Source organism: Salmonella sp. SAL00653, assembly GCF_046552515.1.
In the GTDB taxonomy this organism is placed as follows: domain Bacteria; phylum Pseudomonadota; class Gammaproteobacteria; order Enterobacterales; family Enterobacteriaceae; genus Salmonella; species Salmonella enterica.
Genome location: NZ_JBGDTY010000009.1, coordinates 63,183 through 79,243, shown reverse-complemented (window position 1 = coordinate 79,243; position 16,061 = coordinate 63,183). Strand labels below are relative to the sequence as shown.

The following is a 16,061-nucleotide window of genomic DNA, read 5'->3' as shown; positions in this document are numbered from 1 at the left end:
GCCCCGTAAGGGGTGGATAACTCAACGGAGTGAATATGAGCGTATTACGTTCGTTATTAACTGCTGGGGTGCTGGCGTCAGGCCTGTTCTGGAGCCTGAGTGGAATTACTGCCACGCCAACGCCGCAGGAGTCGGATCAACGCTGGACGGTCACCCAGCAGCGTAATCCGGATGCTGCCTGTCTGGACTGTCACAAGCCGGACACCGAAGGTATGCACGGTAAACATACGGGCGCTATCAACCCGAACAATAAATTGCCGATAACCTGTACCAACTGCCACGGTCAACCGTCGCTTCACCACCGTGAAGGGGTGAAAGATGTGATGCGTTTTAACGACCCGATGTATACGGTAGAGCAGCAGAACAGCGTCTGTATGTCCTGCCACTTGCCTGAACAACTGCAAAAAGCGTTCTGGCCGCACGATGTTCATGTTACTAAAGTGACCTGCGCCAGTTGCCATTCCCTGCATCCGCAGCAAGACACGATGCAGACGCTAAGCGAGAAAGGGCGGATCAAAATATGCGTGGATTGCCACAGCGATCAGCGTACTAACCCGCACTTTAATCCGGCGTCCGTTCCGTTGCTTAAGGAGCAGCCATGAGTTGCACCCGACGTCAATTTATTACCCGCGTCGGCGCGCTGGCGGCGGTCAGTGGGATGGCAGGACGCGTTGTAGCGAACACGTTGAATATTAACGGCGTGCGTTATGGCATGGTACACGATGAGTCATTATGCATCGGCTGCACGGCCTGCATGGATGCCTGTCGGGAAGTCAACAACGTGCCGGAAGGCGTATCGCGCCTGACGATTATTCGCAGCGAGCCGCAGGGGACGTTTCCTGATGTGAAATATCGCTTCTTCCGCCACTCGTGCCAGCATTGCGACCATGCCCCCTGCGTTGACGTCTGCCCGACGGGGGCATCATTCCGCGATGCCGCCAGTGGTATTGTCGACGTGAACCCGGACCTTTGCGTCGGCTGTCAGTACTGCATTGCCGCGTGTCCCTACCGCGTGCGCTTTATCCATCCGGTCAGTAAGACGGCGGATAAGTGCGATTTCTGCCGGAAAATCAACCTGAAAGCGGGCAAACAGCCCGCCTGCGTTGAGTCATGTCCAACGAAGGCGCTGACGTTTGGTAATCTGGACGATCCCAACAGCGATATCTCCCGTTTGTTGCGGCAAAAAACCACCTATCGTTACAAGCTGGCGCTGGGCACAAAACCGAAGGTCTACCGCGTTCCCTTTAACTATGGGGAGGTGAGCCAATGACATCCGCTTCTCCATTTCATTTTGCATCACTGGTGTGGGACTGGCCCATCGCCATCTATCTGTTTCTGATTGGCATCTCCGCCGGACTGGTCACGTTGGCGATTCTGCTGCGTCGCTTCCATCCGGAGGCGGGCGGTTCGGACAGCACGCTGCTGCGCACTACGCTGGTGTTAGGGCCGGGGGCGATTATCTTCGGTCTGCTGATTCTGGTCTTCCACCTGACGCGCCCGTGGACCTTCTGGAAGCTGATGTTCCACTACAGCTTTACCTCGGTGATGTCGATGGGGGGGATGCTGTTCCAGCTCTACATGGTGGTGTTAGTGCTGTGGCTGGCAAAAATCTTTGAAAAAGAGGTGATTGCCCTGCAGCAGCGTTGGCTGCCGCGGTTAGAGCTCGTGCAGAAAGTGTTGGCGCTAATAACGCCGTTTCATCGCGTGCTGGAGACGTTAATGCTGGTACTGGCGGTTCTGCTCGGGGCGTATACCGGCTTTCTGCTGTCGGCGCTGAAATCCTATCCGTTCCTGAATAACCCGATCCTGCCGGCGCTGTTCCTGTTCTCCGGCATCTCCTCCGGCGCGGCGGTGGCGCTGATCGCTATGGCGTTACGCCATCGTAGCAACCCGCACAGCACCGAGGCGCGCTTTGTACATCGCATGGAAACCCCGGTGGTATGGCTGGAGATCTTCCTGCTGGCGGCCTTTTTTATCGGGCTGGCGCTGGGCGATGACGGCAAAATGCGCGCGCTGGCGGCGGCGCTGGGCGGCGGATTCTGGAGCTGGTGGTTCTGGCTTGGGGTCGTAGGGCTGGGATTGATTATCCCGCTGCTGCTGAAGCCCTGGGCAAACCGTAGCGTCACGTTTCACGGCGTGCTGCTGCTGCGCTTTTTCATTCTTTATGCGGGACAGCTAACGGTTGCATAATCTGGACATCTTCCTTCCTGAAGCCGGATTTCTGGCGCTGTTGTTGAGTCTCGGGGTCAACGTGCTGACCCCGCTGGCGACGTGGTGCGGGATGGGGCTGCACTGGCGCGGCGTCATGCGCCTGACGACCTGCGGCGCGTGGACGGCGTTCACGCTGCTGCTACTGGCGTTTGCGATTCTGGTTAGCTGTTTTCTGACCAGCGATTTTTCGGTCGTTTATGTTGCGCAGCATAGCCATAGTCAGTTGTCATGGGGACTGAAACTGGCGGCGGTATGGGGCGGTCATGAAGGCTCGCTCCTGCTGTGGGCGCTGCTTCTTTCGGGATGGACGGCGCTATTCGCCTGGCGCTCCCGGCATGAATCTGACGCGCTTTTTCCGCTGACCCTGAGCATCTTGTCCCTCATTATGGCTTCGCTGCTGCTATTTATTGTGCTGTGGTCCGATCCGTTCCTGCGTATTTTCCCTCCCGCCATGGAAGGGCGCGACCTTAATCCCATGCTGCAACATCTGGGGCTGATCTTACATCCGCCGCTGCTCTATCTGGGTTATGGCGGCCTGATGACCGCGGCGAGCGTAGCGCTGGCTTCGCTACTGTGCGGCGGCTTTAACGCCGCAACCGCCTGGGTTTGCTGGCGCTGGGCGTTACCCAGTTGGTGCGCTCTGACGCTGGGGATCATTCTCGGATCGTGGTGGGCGTATTGCGAACTGGGCTGGGGCGGCTGGTGGTTCTGGGACTCGGTGGAAAATGCCTCATTGTTGCCGTGGCTTGCCGCCAGCGCGTTGCTGCACAGTCTGTATGTCAGCCGCCAGCGCGGGGGCTTCCGTCACTGGTCGTTGCTGCTGGCGATACTGACGCTGATCCTCTCGTTGCTGGGAGCGCTGATTGTGCGTTCCGGCATTCTGCTTTCCGTCCATGCTTTTGCGCTGGATAACGTGCGCGCGGTGCCGCTGTTTACCCTTTTTGCCGCGTTAAGTCTGGCATCGCTTGCTCTGTACGGCTGGCGGGCGCGGGAGCCGTATCCGGCGACGCGTTTGGGCGGCGGAAAGTGCGAAACGCTCATTCTGACGACGCTGCTGCTCTTTAGCGCCGTCTTGTTGATCGTGCTGGTCGGGACGCTCTACCCCATGATTTATGGTTTGATGGGCTGGGGAAGGCTTTCGGTGGGCGCGCCCTATTTTAATCGCGTCACGCTGCCGTTTGGCCTGCTGATGCTGGTAGTTATCGTGCTGGCGACAATCAGAAGCCGCAAAGTCTCTGTGCGTTGTCAGCTTCCGGCATTGCTGGCGCATACGGGCGTATTTATCTTCGCCGCCGGGATCATGGTTTCCAGCGGTAGTCGGCATGAAATCAGCCTTAACCTCAGCCCCGGTCAGCAGGTAGTACTGGCGGGCTATACCTTTCGTTTCGAGCGTCTGGATCTGGAGGCCAAAGGCAACTACACCAGTGAAAAAGCGCGGATCACGTTGTGGCGAAATGAAAAACGCATTGGCAGCCTGCAGCCTGAAAGGCGCTTCTATGCCGCGCGTCGTCAACAGATGATGGAGCCGGGGATTCACTGGAACCTGCTACATGACTGGTACGCGGTGATGGGCGAAAAAACCGGACCGGATCGTTACGCCATGCGCTTATACGTGCAGACCGGCGTGCGCTGGATCTGGGGTGGGGGATTGTTGATGGTGTGTGGCGCGCTGCTGAGCGGATGGCGGGGGAGGAAGCATCCTGAGTTATTGCCTGATGGCGCTGCGCTTATCAGGCCTATGAGTGAAAAGCATGGTAGGCCGGATAAGGCGTTTACGCCGCCATCCGGCAAGACGATGTTACTTGTGGCTTTTCTGATTTTTCTGCCTTTTAGCACCCACGCCCAGGTGGTGGATACCTGGCGCTTTGACAATCCACAACAGCAGGAAAAAGCGCTATCTATTGCCGGTCAACTGCGCTGTCCGCAGTGTCAGAACCAGAATTTGCTGGAATCCAATGCGCCCGTGGCGGTCAGTATGCGCCATCAGGTTTACAGCATGGTGGCCGAAGGTAAAAACGAAGCGGAAATCACCGCCTGGATGACCGACCGTTATGGTGATTTCGTACGCTACAACCCGCCGTTGAATGAGCAAACGCTGCTGTTGTGGACGCTGCCGTACCTGCTGTTATTGCTGGTGGGTGTGGTGGCCTGGCGGGTGAGAAAGCGTCAGCACGCAGAAAAGGGGGAACAATGAGCCAGTCTGAACACTCCACTGCGCCGTTACGTCCCATGCCCGTAAAGCGCCTGGCGGCTGCGGCGGTATTGATGGTGGCTGCCTGTGTCGGCGGCTATCTGTTGACGCCGAAATGGCAGGCTGTACGTAGCGAGCAACAGCGTCTGGCCGATCCGCTACGTGACTTTACGAACCCGCAAACGCCAGAGGCGCAGCTTTCCAGGCTGCAAGAAAAAATCCGCGCCAATCCGCAGGATAGAGAGCAATGGGCACGGCTGGGCGAGTATTATCTCTATCGCAATGCGTATGACAATGCGCTGCTGGCATATCGTCAGGCGTTGCGTCTGCGAGGCGATAACGCGCAGCTTTTCGCCGCGCTGGCAACGGTGCTGTATTACCAGGCCGGGCAACATATGACGCCTGCGACGCGTGAAATGATTAATAAAGCGTTAGCGCTGGATGCGACAGAAGTGACCGCGCAGATGCTGCTGGCGGCGGATGCGTTTATGCAGGCGGATTATGCGCAAGCCGTGTCGCTGTGGCAAACCTTACTGGATGCCAACTCGCCGCGAGTGAACCGCGCGCAGCTGGTAGAGGCCATTAATTTGGCTAAATTGTTACAAAATCGGCAGAAATAATTTTTTCTTTTTTGTGACTTTTGTCATGTGTGCTGTTTAAAAAAACGGCGAATGAGACACAAGTAAAAATTAATTACCTCAGTGTATTATTCGTTTTTGACGAAGTAAAAAACTTTCCATAACAAATAGTTATTCATTATTAACGCCATAAAATCGCGTTATTATGCATAAAAACAGCCAAAAGCCCTGTTATGAAAGGGTTGCGCAAGACGCTATGCAAATGATACTGATTATGCGCGTTAAAAAACTCTACAAACCAACGCAACACAAATCATACCCTTTCAGTATGTATTGCTCTCATGCTTTCGGCGGAGAGCAACGCTTCATCGAGGAAGTCTGTTGTTATGAAAAATTTGAAAGTCAGCCTGGCCTGGCAAATTTTGCTGGCTATGGTGCTGGGCATTCTGTTGGGCAGCTATCTGCATTATCACAGTGACAGTCGTGAATGGCTGATTGCCAACCTGCTGTCGCCTGCTGGCGATATCTTTATCCATCTGATTAAAATGATCGTCGTGCCGATCGTGATCTCGACTCTGATTGTCGGCATCGCCGGCGTTGGCGATGCAAAACAGCTAGGCCGTATCGGCGCCAAAACCATTCTCTATTTTGAACTGATCACCACGGTGGCGATTATCCTCGGCATTACGCTGGCGAATGTCTTTCAGCCAGGCTCAGGCATTGATATGTCGCAACTGGCGACCGTCGATATTTCGAAATACCAGAACACCACGGCGGAAGTACAAAGTCATGCGCATGGGCTGATGGGGACGATACTGTCGCTGGTGCCGACCAATATCATCGCATCGATGGCCAAAGGGGATATGCTGCCAATTATCTTTTTCTCGGTCCTGTTTGGGCTGGGGTTGTCGTCCCTGCCGGCAACGCACCGCGAACCGCTGGTGACGGTATTTCGTTCCATCTCTGAAACCATGTTTAAAGTCACCCATATGGTGATGCGCTATGCGCCAGTGGGCGTTTTTGCGCTGATCGCCGTCACGGTGGCGAATTTTGGTTTCGCGTCGCTGTGGCCGCTGGCGAAACTGGTGCTGCTGGTACACTTTGCCATTATCTTCTTTGCGCTTGTAGTGCTGGGCATCGTGGCGCGCCTGTGCGGGTTAAGTATCTGGATTCTGATTCGCATTCTGAAAGATGAATTGATTCTGGCGTACTCGACCGCCAGCTCCGAGAGCGTACTGCTGCGCATTATCGAGAAGATGGAAGCTTACGGCGCGCCAGCCTCTATCACCAGTTTCGTGGTACCGACCGGTTACTCATTTAACCTCGACGGCTCCACGTTATACCAGAGCATCGCCGCCATTTTTATCGCGCAGCTATACGGTATCGACCTGTCGCTGTGGCAGGAAATTGTACTGGTGCTGACGCTGATGGTGACGTCGAAAGGGATTGCCGGCGTGCCAGGCGTTTCCTTCGTGGTGTTACTGGCGACGCTGGGCAGCGTGGGCATTCCGCTGGAAGGGCTGGCGTTTATCGCTGGTGTCGACCGTATCCTCGACATGGCGCGTACTGCGCTAAATGTGGTGGGGAATGCGCTGGCGGTGCTGGTGATCGCCAAGTGGGAACACAAGTTTGACCGCAAAAAAGCGCTGGCCTACGAGCGCGACGTGCTGGGCAAATTTGATAAAACCGCCCAATAACGGATTGCCGGATGGCGCTTTGCTTATCCGGCCTACAGCGAAAGAGAATGTAGGCCGGATAAGGCGTTCACGCTGCCACCCGGCAACCTACTCCGGGTTGCCTGATGGCGCTACGCTTATCAGGCCTACAACGACTACGTTCATCCGACAATAAACATCAGCCATTTGTTAGCGTTTCGAACTCTTCGCAACCGGTATCAAACCCTTCCAGACAGCTTAGATTCAACCAGTGCAACGCCTTCTGCTTATTCTTTTCAATAAAGCCCGGTTCACCGTTTAAAAACATCATTCCCGCCCAGTATTCTGAATAGCCGGTACGGGAAATGGCGGAACTGCGTTTGAAATACCAGGCGGCTTTTTCATCATCGGCGGCAATGCCCACGCCGTTGGCGTAAATCAGGCCAAGCAACATTTGCGCATCCACCGCGGAGTCGTTATCCAGATCTTCAGAGGCCTTTTGCAGCAGCGAGATGGCTTTTGGGTAGTCCGGGCGCCCGGCCTGGGTGTTGACCAGGATCCGCGCCAGCGTAATTTCTCCCGCTTTACTGCCCGCGTTAGCCGCCTTTTCAGCCAGCTTTTTCGCGTCGGGATAATCCAGGCTTACCGGATTAGTGATTTTGATTTGCGCCAGTAGCGCGCAGGCGTCGGCGTCGCCACTGTCGGCGGCTTTTTGCGCCCAGTATTCAGCTTTGTTCAAATCGCCATAGCTCAACCAACTGTCGGCCAGAAAATATTGTGCGCGTCTGTCACCTGCCTCTGCTGCCTGCAAATACTGGCTACCCGGCTCAGGATCTGCGGCATGGGCAAAGAATGTCATAAACAACATCAATGCAAGAAGTAGTTTCATTTTGAATTTTATTTAGGGTACGGAAAAGACAGTATAAAGAGATCGTATGGATAAAAAAACAGCCTCCGGGCGGAGGCTGTTATAGGGAAAATGCCTGATGGCGATGCTAATGCATCTTATCAGGCCTACAGTAGACGCAGGCCGAATAAAGCATTCTGATGCCGCCATCCGGCAGATCAACCCATTGCGCTTTCGCGCAGGCGGGTTTTCAGCTTGTTGTACTCATCAATCACATACTGCTCGGCGGCTCGCTGATCGGCGATCGGCTCAACGCGTACGGCGCAGTATTTGTACTCCGGCGTTTTGGTAATCGGGCTGAGGTTTTCAGTCACCAGCTCGTTACAGGCGCCAATCCACCACTGGTAGGTCATGTAAATCGCCCCTTTGTTCGGGCGATCGCTGACCTGCGCGCGGGTGATGATTTTACCTTTGCGCGAATGAACCCACACCAGCGCTTCATCTTCAATGCCCAGACGCGCGGCGTCGGCGGTATTGATTTGCGCATAGCCCGGTTCATCGGCCAGCGCGGCCAGCGCCGCACAGTTACCGGTCATTGAGCGGCAGGAGTAGTGGCCGACTTCGCGCACCGTCGACAGTACCAGCGGGTACTCTTCGGTGAGTTTATCGATAGGCGCTACCCAGTCGCAGGTGAAGAACTGCGCCAGACCGTTGGGGGTATCGAACTTCTCTTTAAAGAGGTACGAGGTTCCCTGATCGGCATCCGACGTGTCGCGGCACGGCCACTGGATATAGCCCAGCTCGCCCATTTTCTCGTAAGTGGCACCGTAGAAATCCGGGCACAGATGACGCAACTCATCCCAGATCTCCTGGGGGTTGTTGTAGTGCATCGGATAGCCCATCCGGGTGGCGATTTCACTGATAATCTGCCAGTCGGTTTTCAGGTCCCACTTCGGTTCAACGGCTTTAAAGAAGCGCTGGAAGCCACGGTCAGCCGCAGAGAAGACGCCTTCATGCTCGCCCCAGGAGGTGGAGGGTAAAATCACATCCGCCGCCGACGCGGTTTTGGTCATGAAGATATCCTGCACGATGACCAGTTCCAGATCCTCAAACGCTTTACGTACTGCAGAGAGTTCCGCATCGGTTTGCAGCGGATCTTCACCCATAATGTACGCCGCGCGCACTTCGCCATGCGCCGCACGGTGCGGCAGCTCGCTGATGCGATAGCCGGTATGCGCAGGCAGACTTTCTACGCCCCAGGCTTTAGCGAACTTCTCGCGGTTTTCCGGGAACTTAACGTACTGGTAGCCCGGATAAGTATCCGGGAGCGCGCCCATATCGCACGCGCCCTGAACGTTGTTCTGGCCGCGAACCGGGTTAACGCCCGCGCTTGGCTTGCCGAGGTTGCCGGTCAGCATCGCGAGGCTGGTCAGTGAACGCACGGTTTCCACACCCTGATAGAACTGGGTGACGCCCATACCCCACAAGATCGCTGCGCTTTTCGCGCTGGCATACATCCGCGCCGCCTGACGAATCTCCTGTGCGCTCACGCCAGTGATCTCTTCGACGGACTCCGGCGTATAGCCTTCGACAATCTTACTGTACTCTTCAAAACCTTCGGTACGGCTGGCGACAAACGCTTTGTCGTACAGGTTTTCTTCAATAATGACATGCCCCATGGCGTTGAGCAGCGCGATATTCGAGCCGTTTTTCAACGCGATATGCATGTCAGCGATGCGCGCGGTTTCAATTTTGCGCGGATCACAGACGATAATTTTCGCCCCGTTGCGTTTAGCGTTAATTACATGATTCGCCACGATAGGGTGGGAATCCGCCGGGTTATACCCGAAGACGAACACTAAATCAGTGTTATCAATTTCGTTAATCGCATTACTCATTGCGCCGTTACCGACCGATTGGTGCAGACCTGCAACCGATGGGCCGTGTCAGACGCGAGCGCAGCAGTCAACGTTATTGGTACCAATAACGGCGCGTGCGAATTTTTGCATTACATAGTTGGTTTCATTTCCGGTACCGCGAGAGGAGCCGGTTGTCTGGATTGCATCCGGACCGTACTTCGCTTTGATGGCGCTCAAACGTTCAGCGACGTAATTGAGCGCTTCATCCCAGGAAACAGATTCCAGTTTGCCGCCACGCTGGCGACGGATCATTGGGGTTTTCAGGCGCGGGGTCAGGATCTGGGTATCATTAATAAAATCCCAGCCGTAGTAGCCCTTCAGACACAGGGTACCCTGGTTGGTTTTCCCCTGCGCCGCCTCAGCCCGGACGATTTTGCCGTTATCGACCACCAGATTGATTTTGCAACCTGATGCGCAATACGGGCAAACCGTGACGACTTTTTTCATCGGTTTCGCTCCAGTTAATCAAATCGCGCATACGCGCTGTCGCCCTCAGTATGCATGTTTTATGCCACTTTTTTAGTATGGGCTTTCCCTGATATTACGGGCGAATTTTGCTCAAAACCCTGACGAAAAACAGGCTATCGTCAGTTTTGACGTGTCGAAAGAAAATACCGCATGACATTTATTATGGGGAGAAACGCTGAGCGCAGGCCAGATAAGGCGGAGCCGCCATCCGGCAATCTGCTCTGCCTGAAGTGGAAATTACCCGGATGGATAGACTCAAGGCCAGGGAACGCTTTGAGACTAACGCCAGGATAGAACAGGCCGCGGCAGGCAGTTCCATACCGCGGCCCGGCTTCAGAGGAGGCTGAAAAGGATTATCGCGGCAAAAATAGCGGCAATAACGAGATATTTCAGCGCGTAATAGAGAGTGCGGTTTTTCTTTTTCAGCCGTTGCCCGGCATCGCGTGCTGCGTGAACGTATTTAAAGATGCGATTAATCGCACCGGTGCGATCGTTCTCGTCGTTTGGCGAACTGGCGGCGGACATCAACGATGCGCCGACCCAGTGGTTTACGCTCTGCGCCCAGCGCCATTTCATTGGACGCTCAATATCGCAAAAGAGGATAATACGCGTCTGCTCAGTTTTATTTTCCGCCCAATGAACGTAGGTTTCGTCGAAGATGACGGCTTCGCCGTCGCGCCAGCTATGGCGCTGTCGATCAACTTCAATAAAACAGCGGTCGTCATTCGGTGTGCTTAATCCAAGATGGTAACGTACTGAACCGGCATAGGGGTCGCGATGTTTTCCCAGATAGGCCCCGGGAGGCAACTCGGCGAACATCGCCGCTTTAATAGAGGGGATGTTGTTGACCAGCTTTGTCGTTATCGGGCATAACGTTTCCGCCGACGGGTGGGCATCGGAATACCATTTAAGGTAAAACCGTTTCCAGCCGCGCTTGAAAAAGGTGTTGAATCCGGCGTCGTTATTGGCCTGCACGGCTTTTATGTGATGCTGAAGCCGTAGCGCCTCTTCACGAATCACCTGCCAGTTTTCCGTCAGCTTCTGCAGTTCTGGAAATGCCGTGGTATCAAAGTACGGCTGCTTTGCCGGTAACGTTGAGAAGCGAGTCATGAACATATTGATCGGCGCCATAAACGTCGAGTGGTCAAAGAGTTGACGGGAAAGTTTTTGTTTTTCCACACCGCGTGAATGCGCATAAATGACGCTGATAATAAAAATACCGATAATGATTGCTGCGAACATAACGTCACTGTCCTTCTAAGAAAACCTCATCCCGGGATTTTCAGGCAACCCTCCCGGTGATGCCAAAGAGAAAAGTGTAGTTCGTTGACAATAAATTTACATTTCTACAACTTAAAAGGGCCATTTTTGCTAAAGAAGCGAGTCAGCCCGTTTAACCTTTATCCAGGCTTGTCGACAGTAGAATTGAGATGACTCCGCTACTTCACCCGGTGATGGCTGATTACGTTATGCCTTATCTCCCGATGACGGCTGCCAGATCACAATGCTTTCGTAAACCGAAAATGACTTTGCTTGTAACCTTCGCGAAGATAAAAACGGTGTGCATCGCGGCGTTTAATATTTGTGGAAAGCTCCGTTAGCTCGGCGCCCGCCTGACGTGCTTCTTCTTCTGCCCAGGCCAGAAGCTGACTGCCAATTTTTTGTCCCCGCATCGGCGGTAATACCACCAGCTCCTGAATTTCGCCAATCCAGTTGGCATGATGGAGATGAAACTGCATATGCAGGCTGATCATGCCGACCACCTCTCCGTTGCGCAGCGCTAAACGATAATGAACGTTGGGGTCCAGTAAATTAGCGGCGAATCCATCCCTGAAAGCCTGATAATCAAGCTCATTTTTAAGTAACTCACAGATAAGCGCGTAAACAGAATCGGTATCCTCTGTTGTCGCGTGGCGTAATTCACAGACTGGCATAACGTCCTCCCGACGCCTCATCAGGATCAACCATCTTTCGCCAGACTGTAGCAAACTACCGTCATTATTTATTCTATGACAGTTAAACGGCGGATAACGTGCAGCCAAAGATCACTCTGATGGCAAGGGGGAGGGCGAGCCTCCCGGGGAGTTAGGTGGCAGGCTGATGTTTAACCACGTTAATCATCCACGGCACACCGAAACGATCGCTGACCTTGCCGAAACCCTGCGCCCAGAAAGTCTCCTGCCAGTCCATTTCGATTTGCCCTTGTGCGGCAAGGTTATCAAACCAGCGCTTCCCTTCTGCTACATCCTGGGTATCAAGCACCAGCGTAAAGCCGGAATAATGCGCCGTTCCCGACGCGCTGGCATCACTCATCATGATATCGCTGCCGGCAATACGCATGTTGGCGTGGGCGATAGCAGTATCGGGAAAGCGCATTCCTGACGGGCAGCCCTCTTCGTTATCCGCCGCCGAGGGGGGCATTTCACCGAAGCTGAGTTTATAAAGCAGTTCTGCGCCTAACGTTTGTTGATAATACGCGATGGCGTCGGCACAGTTGCCGGCAAAAGAGAGATAGGGACTTAACGGCATGATGGTTACCTCAGGTAAGAGATGCTCGTTAAGTGTAGTTCGAAATTGGCACAATATTGTCGGTGGCAGGGCCGCTCAGGCCCGGTAAGCGAGGCGCTACCGGGCAATGACACGGTAAATCAGTTCTTTTTCACGAACTCGGATTTCAGTTTCATCGGGCCAAAACCATCGATTTTGCAGTCGATGTTATGGTCGCCTTCAACCAGACGAATGTTCTTCACTTTGGTGCCGATTTTCAGCATGGAAGAGCTGCCTTTTACTTTCAGATCTTTCACGATGGTGACGCTATCGCCGTCTGCCAGCAGGTTGCCGTTGGCGTCTTTGACAATCAGCTCATCGCTCTCCTGAGCGGGTTCCGCATCGTTCCATTCGTGAGCGCATTCCGGGCAGATGAACATGCCGTTATCTTCGTAGGTATATTCGGAGTTACATTGCGGGCAGTGGGGTAATGACATGTTGATATCCTCAAAAAGTCAGCGGGGGCAAACGCGCCCAAAAATGGCAGATCGCCGAAAAAGGCCGCAATTATACACAAAATCCTTAGCGTTGTCGGGACTATTGCCGCTTTTATAAAAGGGTCTGCGCCACGCCAGTCAGCAATGGTTTACACTCAAATAACCGCTTTTTTATTGTCACCACAGCGCATTAGGGCGTCCTTATTTACACCTTTTGACCGAATTGACATATATGTGTGAAGTTGATCACATATTTAAACCCTGTTAGGGTAAAAAGGTCATTAACTGCCCATTCAGGCGTCAACAGGTTCGGTTGTACAGTCCGTAACCGGACAGTGTAAGTAAACCTGCTACGCTTGTATGAGGGATAGCGTTCGCGCCCCTCCCTCCGCTCGACGGCGACGCTGGCGCGGTATGCGAGTGCCCGCCGTATATAGCGCTACAGGGCTTAGCCTATGAGGACAGCTATGCTGAAAAGGAAAAAAATAAAACCGATTACACTGGGCGATGTGACCATCATTGATGATGGTAAACTTCGCAAAGCGATTACCGCCGCCTCGCTGGGCAACGCGATGGAGTGGTTTGATTTTGGTGTTTATGGATTTGTTGCCTACGCGTTGGGTAAAGTCTTTTTCCCCGGCGCCGATCCCAGCGTCCAGATGATTGCCGCGCTGGCCACGTTTTCCGTTCCCTTCCTGATTCGTCCGCTCGGCGGGTTATTCTTTGGTATGCTCGGCGATAAATACGGGCGCCAGAAGATCCTGGCGATCACGATTGTGATTATGTCGATCAGTACCTTCTGTATCGGGTTAATCCCCTCTTACGCGACGATCGGTATCTGGGCGCCAATACTGTTGTTGCTGTGTAAAATGGCGCAGGGCTTCTCGGTTGGCGGGGAATATACCGGCGCGTCGATCTTTGTCGCGGAATATTCGCCGGATCGTAAACGCGGATTTATGGGAAGCTGGCTGGATTTTGGTTCTATCGCCGGGTTCGTGCTGGGCGCGGGCGTGGTGGTCTTGATCTCGACGATTGTCGGCGAGGAGAATTTCCTGGAGTGGGGCTGGCGTATTCCGTTCTTTATCGCCCTGCCATTGGGGATTATTGGTCTCTACTTACGTCATGCGCTGGAGGAGACGCCAGCGTTTCAGCAGCACGTGGATAAACTGGAGCAGGGCGACCGCGAAGGGTTGCAGGATGGGCCGAAAGTCTCCTTTAAAGAGATTGCCACCAAACACTGGCGTAGCCTGTTGTCATGTATCGGTCTGGTGATTGCCACCAACGTGACCTACTACATGCTGCTCACCTACATGCCGAGCTACCTGTCGCATAACCTGCACTATTCTGAAGATCACGGCGTGTTGATTATCATCGCCATTATGATCGGGATGCTGTTTGTGCAGCCGGTGATGGGGCTGCTGAGCGACCGTTTCGGTCGACGTCCATTTGTTATTATGGGCAGCATTGCGCTGTTCGCGCTGGCGATCCCGGCCTTCATCCTGATTAACAGTAACGTTATTGGCCTGATTTTTGCCGGTTTGTTGATGCTGGCGGTGATTCTGAACTGCTTTACCGGGGTGATGGCCTCGACATTGCCGGCGATGTTTCCGACGCATATTCGTTACAGCGCGCTGGCGGCGGCTTTTAATATCTCTGTATTGATTGCCGGTCTGACGCCAACGCTGGCGGCCTGGCTGGTGGAAAGCTCGCAGGATCTGATGATGCCGGCGTATTATTTGATGGTCATCGCGGTGATAGGCTTGGTTACCGGTATTTCCATGAAAGAGACGGCCAATCGTCCGCTAAAAGGCGCAACGCCAGCGGCGTCGGACATCCAGGAAGCGAAGGAAATTCTGGGTGAGCATTACGATAATATTGAGCAGAAAATCGACGACATCGATCAGGAAATTGCGGAGCTGCAGGTCAAACGTTCGCGTCTGGTACAGCAACATCCGCGTATCGATGAATAAATTTCGCGCTTAAGGTTCGCTTAATCTCTCGCGGGCATACTCTCCTCCATACCTTTGGAGGAGAGCGTCATGAAAAGCTATATTTATAAAAGTTTGACGACCCTGTGTAGTGTGCTGATTGTCAGCAGTTTTATCTATGTGTGGGTCATGACGTATTAAACGCCTGTTATGCCTTTTTCAACAGCACCCAGGCACGGGTGCCTGTTCTTTCCGTACGGTTTTGCAGGAAAAACTGTCCCTGATGTAGCTGGGTGATGCGGCTGACGATACTCAGCCCCAGGCCAATTCCGCCATAACGGCTGTCCATCCGCACGAACGCTTCGCTTAGCTTCCCGCATTTGCTTTCATCAATACCCGGCCCCTCGTCTTCGACCGCCATAATAGCGTCGGGGTCGGCGCTAATGTGGATAGTGATATGGGTTCCTTCAGGGCTATAGCGATGCGCGTTTTCCACCAGATTTCGCAACAGCATACGCAGTAACGTCGCATCACCGCGCACCACCACGTCCGCCGCGCTTTCCGGCAGCAACAGAGTTTGCTGGCGCGTTTCCAGCATGGTGTTCAGCTCATCGTAGGAGGGGAGGATCACATCTTCCAGCAGTTTTACTTCCTGATAATTCCCGGAAGAGAATGACTGGCCCACGCGCGCCAGTTGCAGAAGCTGGGAGACGCTATCCATCATCTGGTCAAGACGGGCGATAAGCGGCGCGACATCAACATTGTGGGTTTTTGACAATAATTCCAGGTGCAAACGCACCCCCGACAGCGGCGTGCGTAGCTCATGGGCCACATCGGCGGTAAAAAGGCGTTCATTGTCGAGCGTGGTGGTCAAACGCGTAACCAGTTGATTGATCGCCGAGACGACGGACTCAATCTCAAGCGTGGAGCTGTGAATGGCGATCGGCGCCAGATTATCCGCCGTCCGCGCTTCCAGCTCTTTTTGCAGTTCGGCGAGCGGACGGGTAATACGCCGTACCGCCTGGTAACAAATTAGCAGCGTCAGGCTAACCATAAATACGCCGGGGACGATCAGGCTGGCGACCGCCTCGCGAATTTCGTGCATGATATGGCGATCGTTGTTGCGATTATCCCGCAGCGCCTGCTCGAACAATTGGATTTGCTCAGTGCTTTCATGCCATAACCAGAAGGTACTGATTAACTGGAACACCAGCAGAATAAGACCAATTGTCAGCATTAAACGCTGGCGAAGGGTCATCGCTCTTCGCTGAAAACGCATC

The 16,061-nt window shown here is 54.0% G+C and carries 15 protein-coding genes; 8 read left to right on the top strand and 7 right to left on the bottom strand.

Annotated features, from left to right (window positions below; all coding sequences use genetic code 11):
- Positions 1–35 precede the first annotated feature (35 nt).
- The 6 genes from nrfB (at position 36) to gltP (ending at position 6,677) form a co-directional block, all read left to right on the top strand.
- Positions 36–602 carry a cytochrome c nitrite reductase pentaheme subunit gene (gene nrfB, locus ACLJRU_RS12275; protein WP_000115065.1) on the top strand — a complete coding sequence of 189 codons (567 nt, stop codon included), beginning with the start codon at positions 36–38 and terminating at the stop codon, positions 600–602.
- Positions 599–1,270 (top strand): cytochrome c nitrite reductase Fe-S protein, encoded by a 672-nt coding sequence (gene nrfC, locus ACLJRU_RS12270; RefSeq protein ID WP_001278022.1) that lies wholly within the window; start codon positions 599–601, stop codon positions 1,268–1,270. Before nrfB ends, nrfC begins: the two co-directional genes overlap by 4 nt.
- A complete protein-coding gene (nrfD, locus tag ACLJRU_RS12265; protein WP_023235465.1) occupies positions 1,267–2,190 on the top strand; it encodes a cytochrome c nitrite reductase subunit NrfD in 924 nt (307 codons plus the stop codon). The genes nrfC and nrfD overlap by 4 nt, the downstream gene beginning before the upstream one ends.
- On the top strand, positions 2,183–4,405 hold the full coding sequence (gene nrfEF, locus ACLJRU_RS12260; RefSeq protein WP_023235466.1) for a heme lyase NrfEFG subunit NrfEF: 2,223 nt from the start codon (positions 2,183–2,185) through the stop codon (positions 4,403–4,405). Before nrfD ends, nrfEF begins: the two co-directional genes overlap by 8 nt.
- Positions 4,402–5,022 carry a heme lyase NrfEFG subunit NrfG gene (gene nrfG, locus ACLJRU_RS12255; protein ID WP_000083231.1) on the top strand — a complete coding sequence of 207 codons (621 nt, stop codon included), beginning with the start codon at positions 4,402–4,404 and terminating at the stop codon, positions 5,020–5,022. The genes nrfEF and nrfG overlap by 4 nt, the downstream gene beginning before the upstream one ends.
- Positions 5,023–5,366: 344 nt before the next feature.
- The gene (gene gltP / locus ACLJRU_RS12250; RefSeq protein WP_000793277.1) at positions 5,367–6,677 is read left to right on the top strand and encodes a glutamate/aspartate:proton symporter GltP; all 1,311 of its coding nucleotides are present in this window, start codon (positions 5,367–5,369) and stop codon (positions 6,675–6,677) included.
- 157 nt (positions 6,678–6,834) lie between these two features.
- Here the strand turns inward: gltP and yjcO are convergent, their stop codons facing one another.
- From yjcO to ACLJRU_RS12220, 6 genes are all read right to left on the bottom strand, one after another.
- Positions 6,835–7,524: a Sel1 family TPR-like repeat protein YjcO gene (gene yjcO / locus ACLJRU_RS12245; RefSeq protein WP_000771454.1), complete on the bottom strand. Its 690-nt coding sequence runs from the start codon at positions 7,522–7,524 to the stop codon at positions 6,835–6,837.
- Between the two features lie 176 nt (positions 7,525–7,700).
- Entirely contained in the window at positions 7,701–9,848 is a 2,148-nt protein-coding gene (locus ACLJRU_RS12240) for a formate dehydrogenase H subunit alpha, selenocysteine-containing (RefSeq protein ID WP_001541321.1), read from the bottom strand.
- A 354-nt stretch (positions 9,849–10,202) separates the two neighbouring features.
- The gene (gene lpxO, locus ACLJRU_RS12235; protein ID WP_000457036.1) at positions 10,203–11,111 is read right to left on the bottom strand and encodes a lipid A hydroxylase LpxO; all 909 of its coding nucleotides are present in this window, start codon (positions 11,109–11,111) and stop codon (positions 10,203–10,205) included.
- 257 nt (positions 11,112–11,368) lie between these two features.
- On the bottom strand, positions 11,369–11,803 hold the full coding sequence (phnO, locus tag ACLJRU_RS12230) for an aminoalkylphosphonate N-acetyltransferase (RefSeq protein ID WP_001526214.1): 435 nt from the start codon (positions 11,801–11,803) through the stop codon (positions 11,369–11,371).
- Positions 11,804–11,954: 151 nt separating this feature from the next.
- Complete coding sequence (gene yjdN / locus ACLJRU_RS12225; RefSeq protein WP_001131301.1) at positions 11,955–12,398, bottom strand: VOC family metalloprotein YjdN; 444 nt, start codon at positions 12,396–12,398, stop codon at positions 11,955–11,957.
- 119 nt (positions 12,399–12,517) lie between these two features.
- Positions 12,518–12,853, bottom strand: coding sequence for a zinc ribbon domain-containing protein YjdM (locus ACLJRU_RS12220; protein ID WP_000056482.1), 336 nt, complete (start codon positions 12,851–12,853; stop codon positions 12,518–12,520).
- A 467-nt stretch (positions 12,854–13,320) separates the two neighbouring features.
- Between ACLJRU_RS12220 and proP the strand changes: the two genes are divergently transcribed.
- Both proP and pmrR read left to right on the top strand, forming a co-directional pair.
- Complete coding sequence (proP, locus tag ACLJRU_RS12215; protein WP_000919711.1) at positions 13,321–14,823, top strand: glycine betaine/L-proline transporter ProP; 1,503 nt, start codon at positions 13,321–13,323, stop codon at positions 14,821–14,823.
- A 69-nt stretch (positions 14,824–14,892) separates the two neighbouring features.
- Positions 14,893–14,982: an LpxT activity modulator PmrR gene (gene pmrR, locus ACLJRU_RS12210; protein ID WP_000844398.1), complete on the top strand. Its 90-nt coding sequence runs from the start codon at positions 14,893–14,895 to the stop codon at positions 14,980–14,982.
- Positions 14,983–14,989: 7 nt separating this feature from the next.
- Here pmrR and pmrB read toward each other — a convergent pair whose 3' ends face one another.
- Positions 14,990–16,060 carry a two-component system sensor histidine kinase PmrB gene (gene pmrB, locus ACLJRU_RS12205; protein ID WP_001212189.1) on the bottom strand — a complete coding sequence of 357 codons (1,071 nt, stop codon included), beginning with the start codon at positions 16,058–16,060 and terminating at the stop codon, positions 14,990–14,992.
- Between the last annotated feature and the right edge of the window lies 1 nt (position 16,061).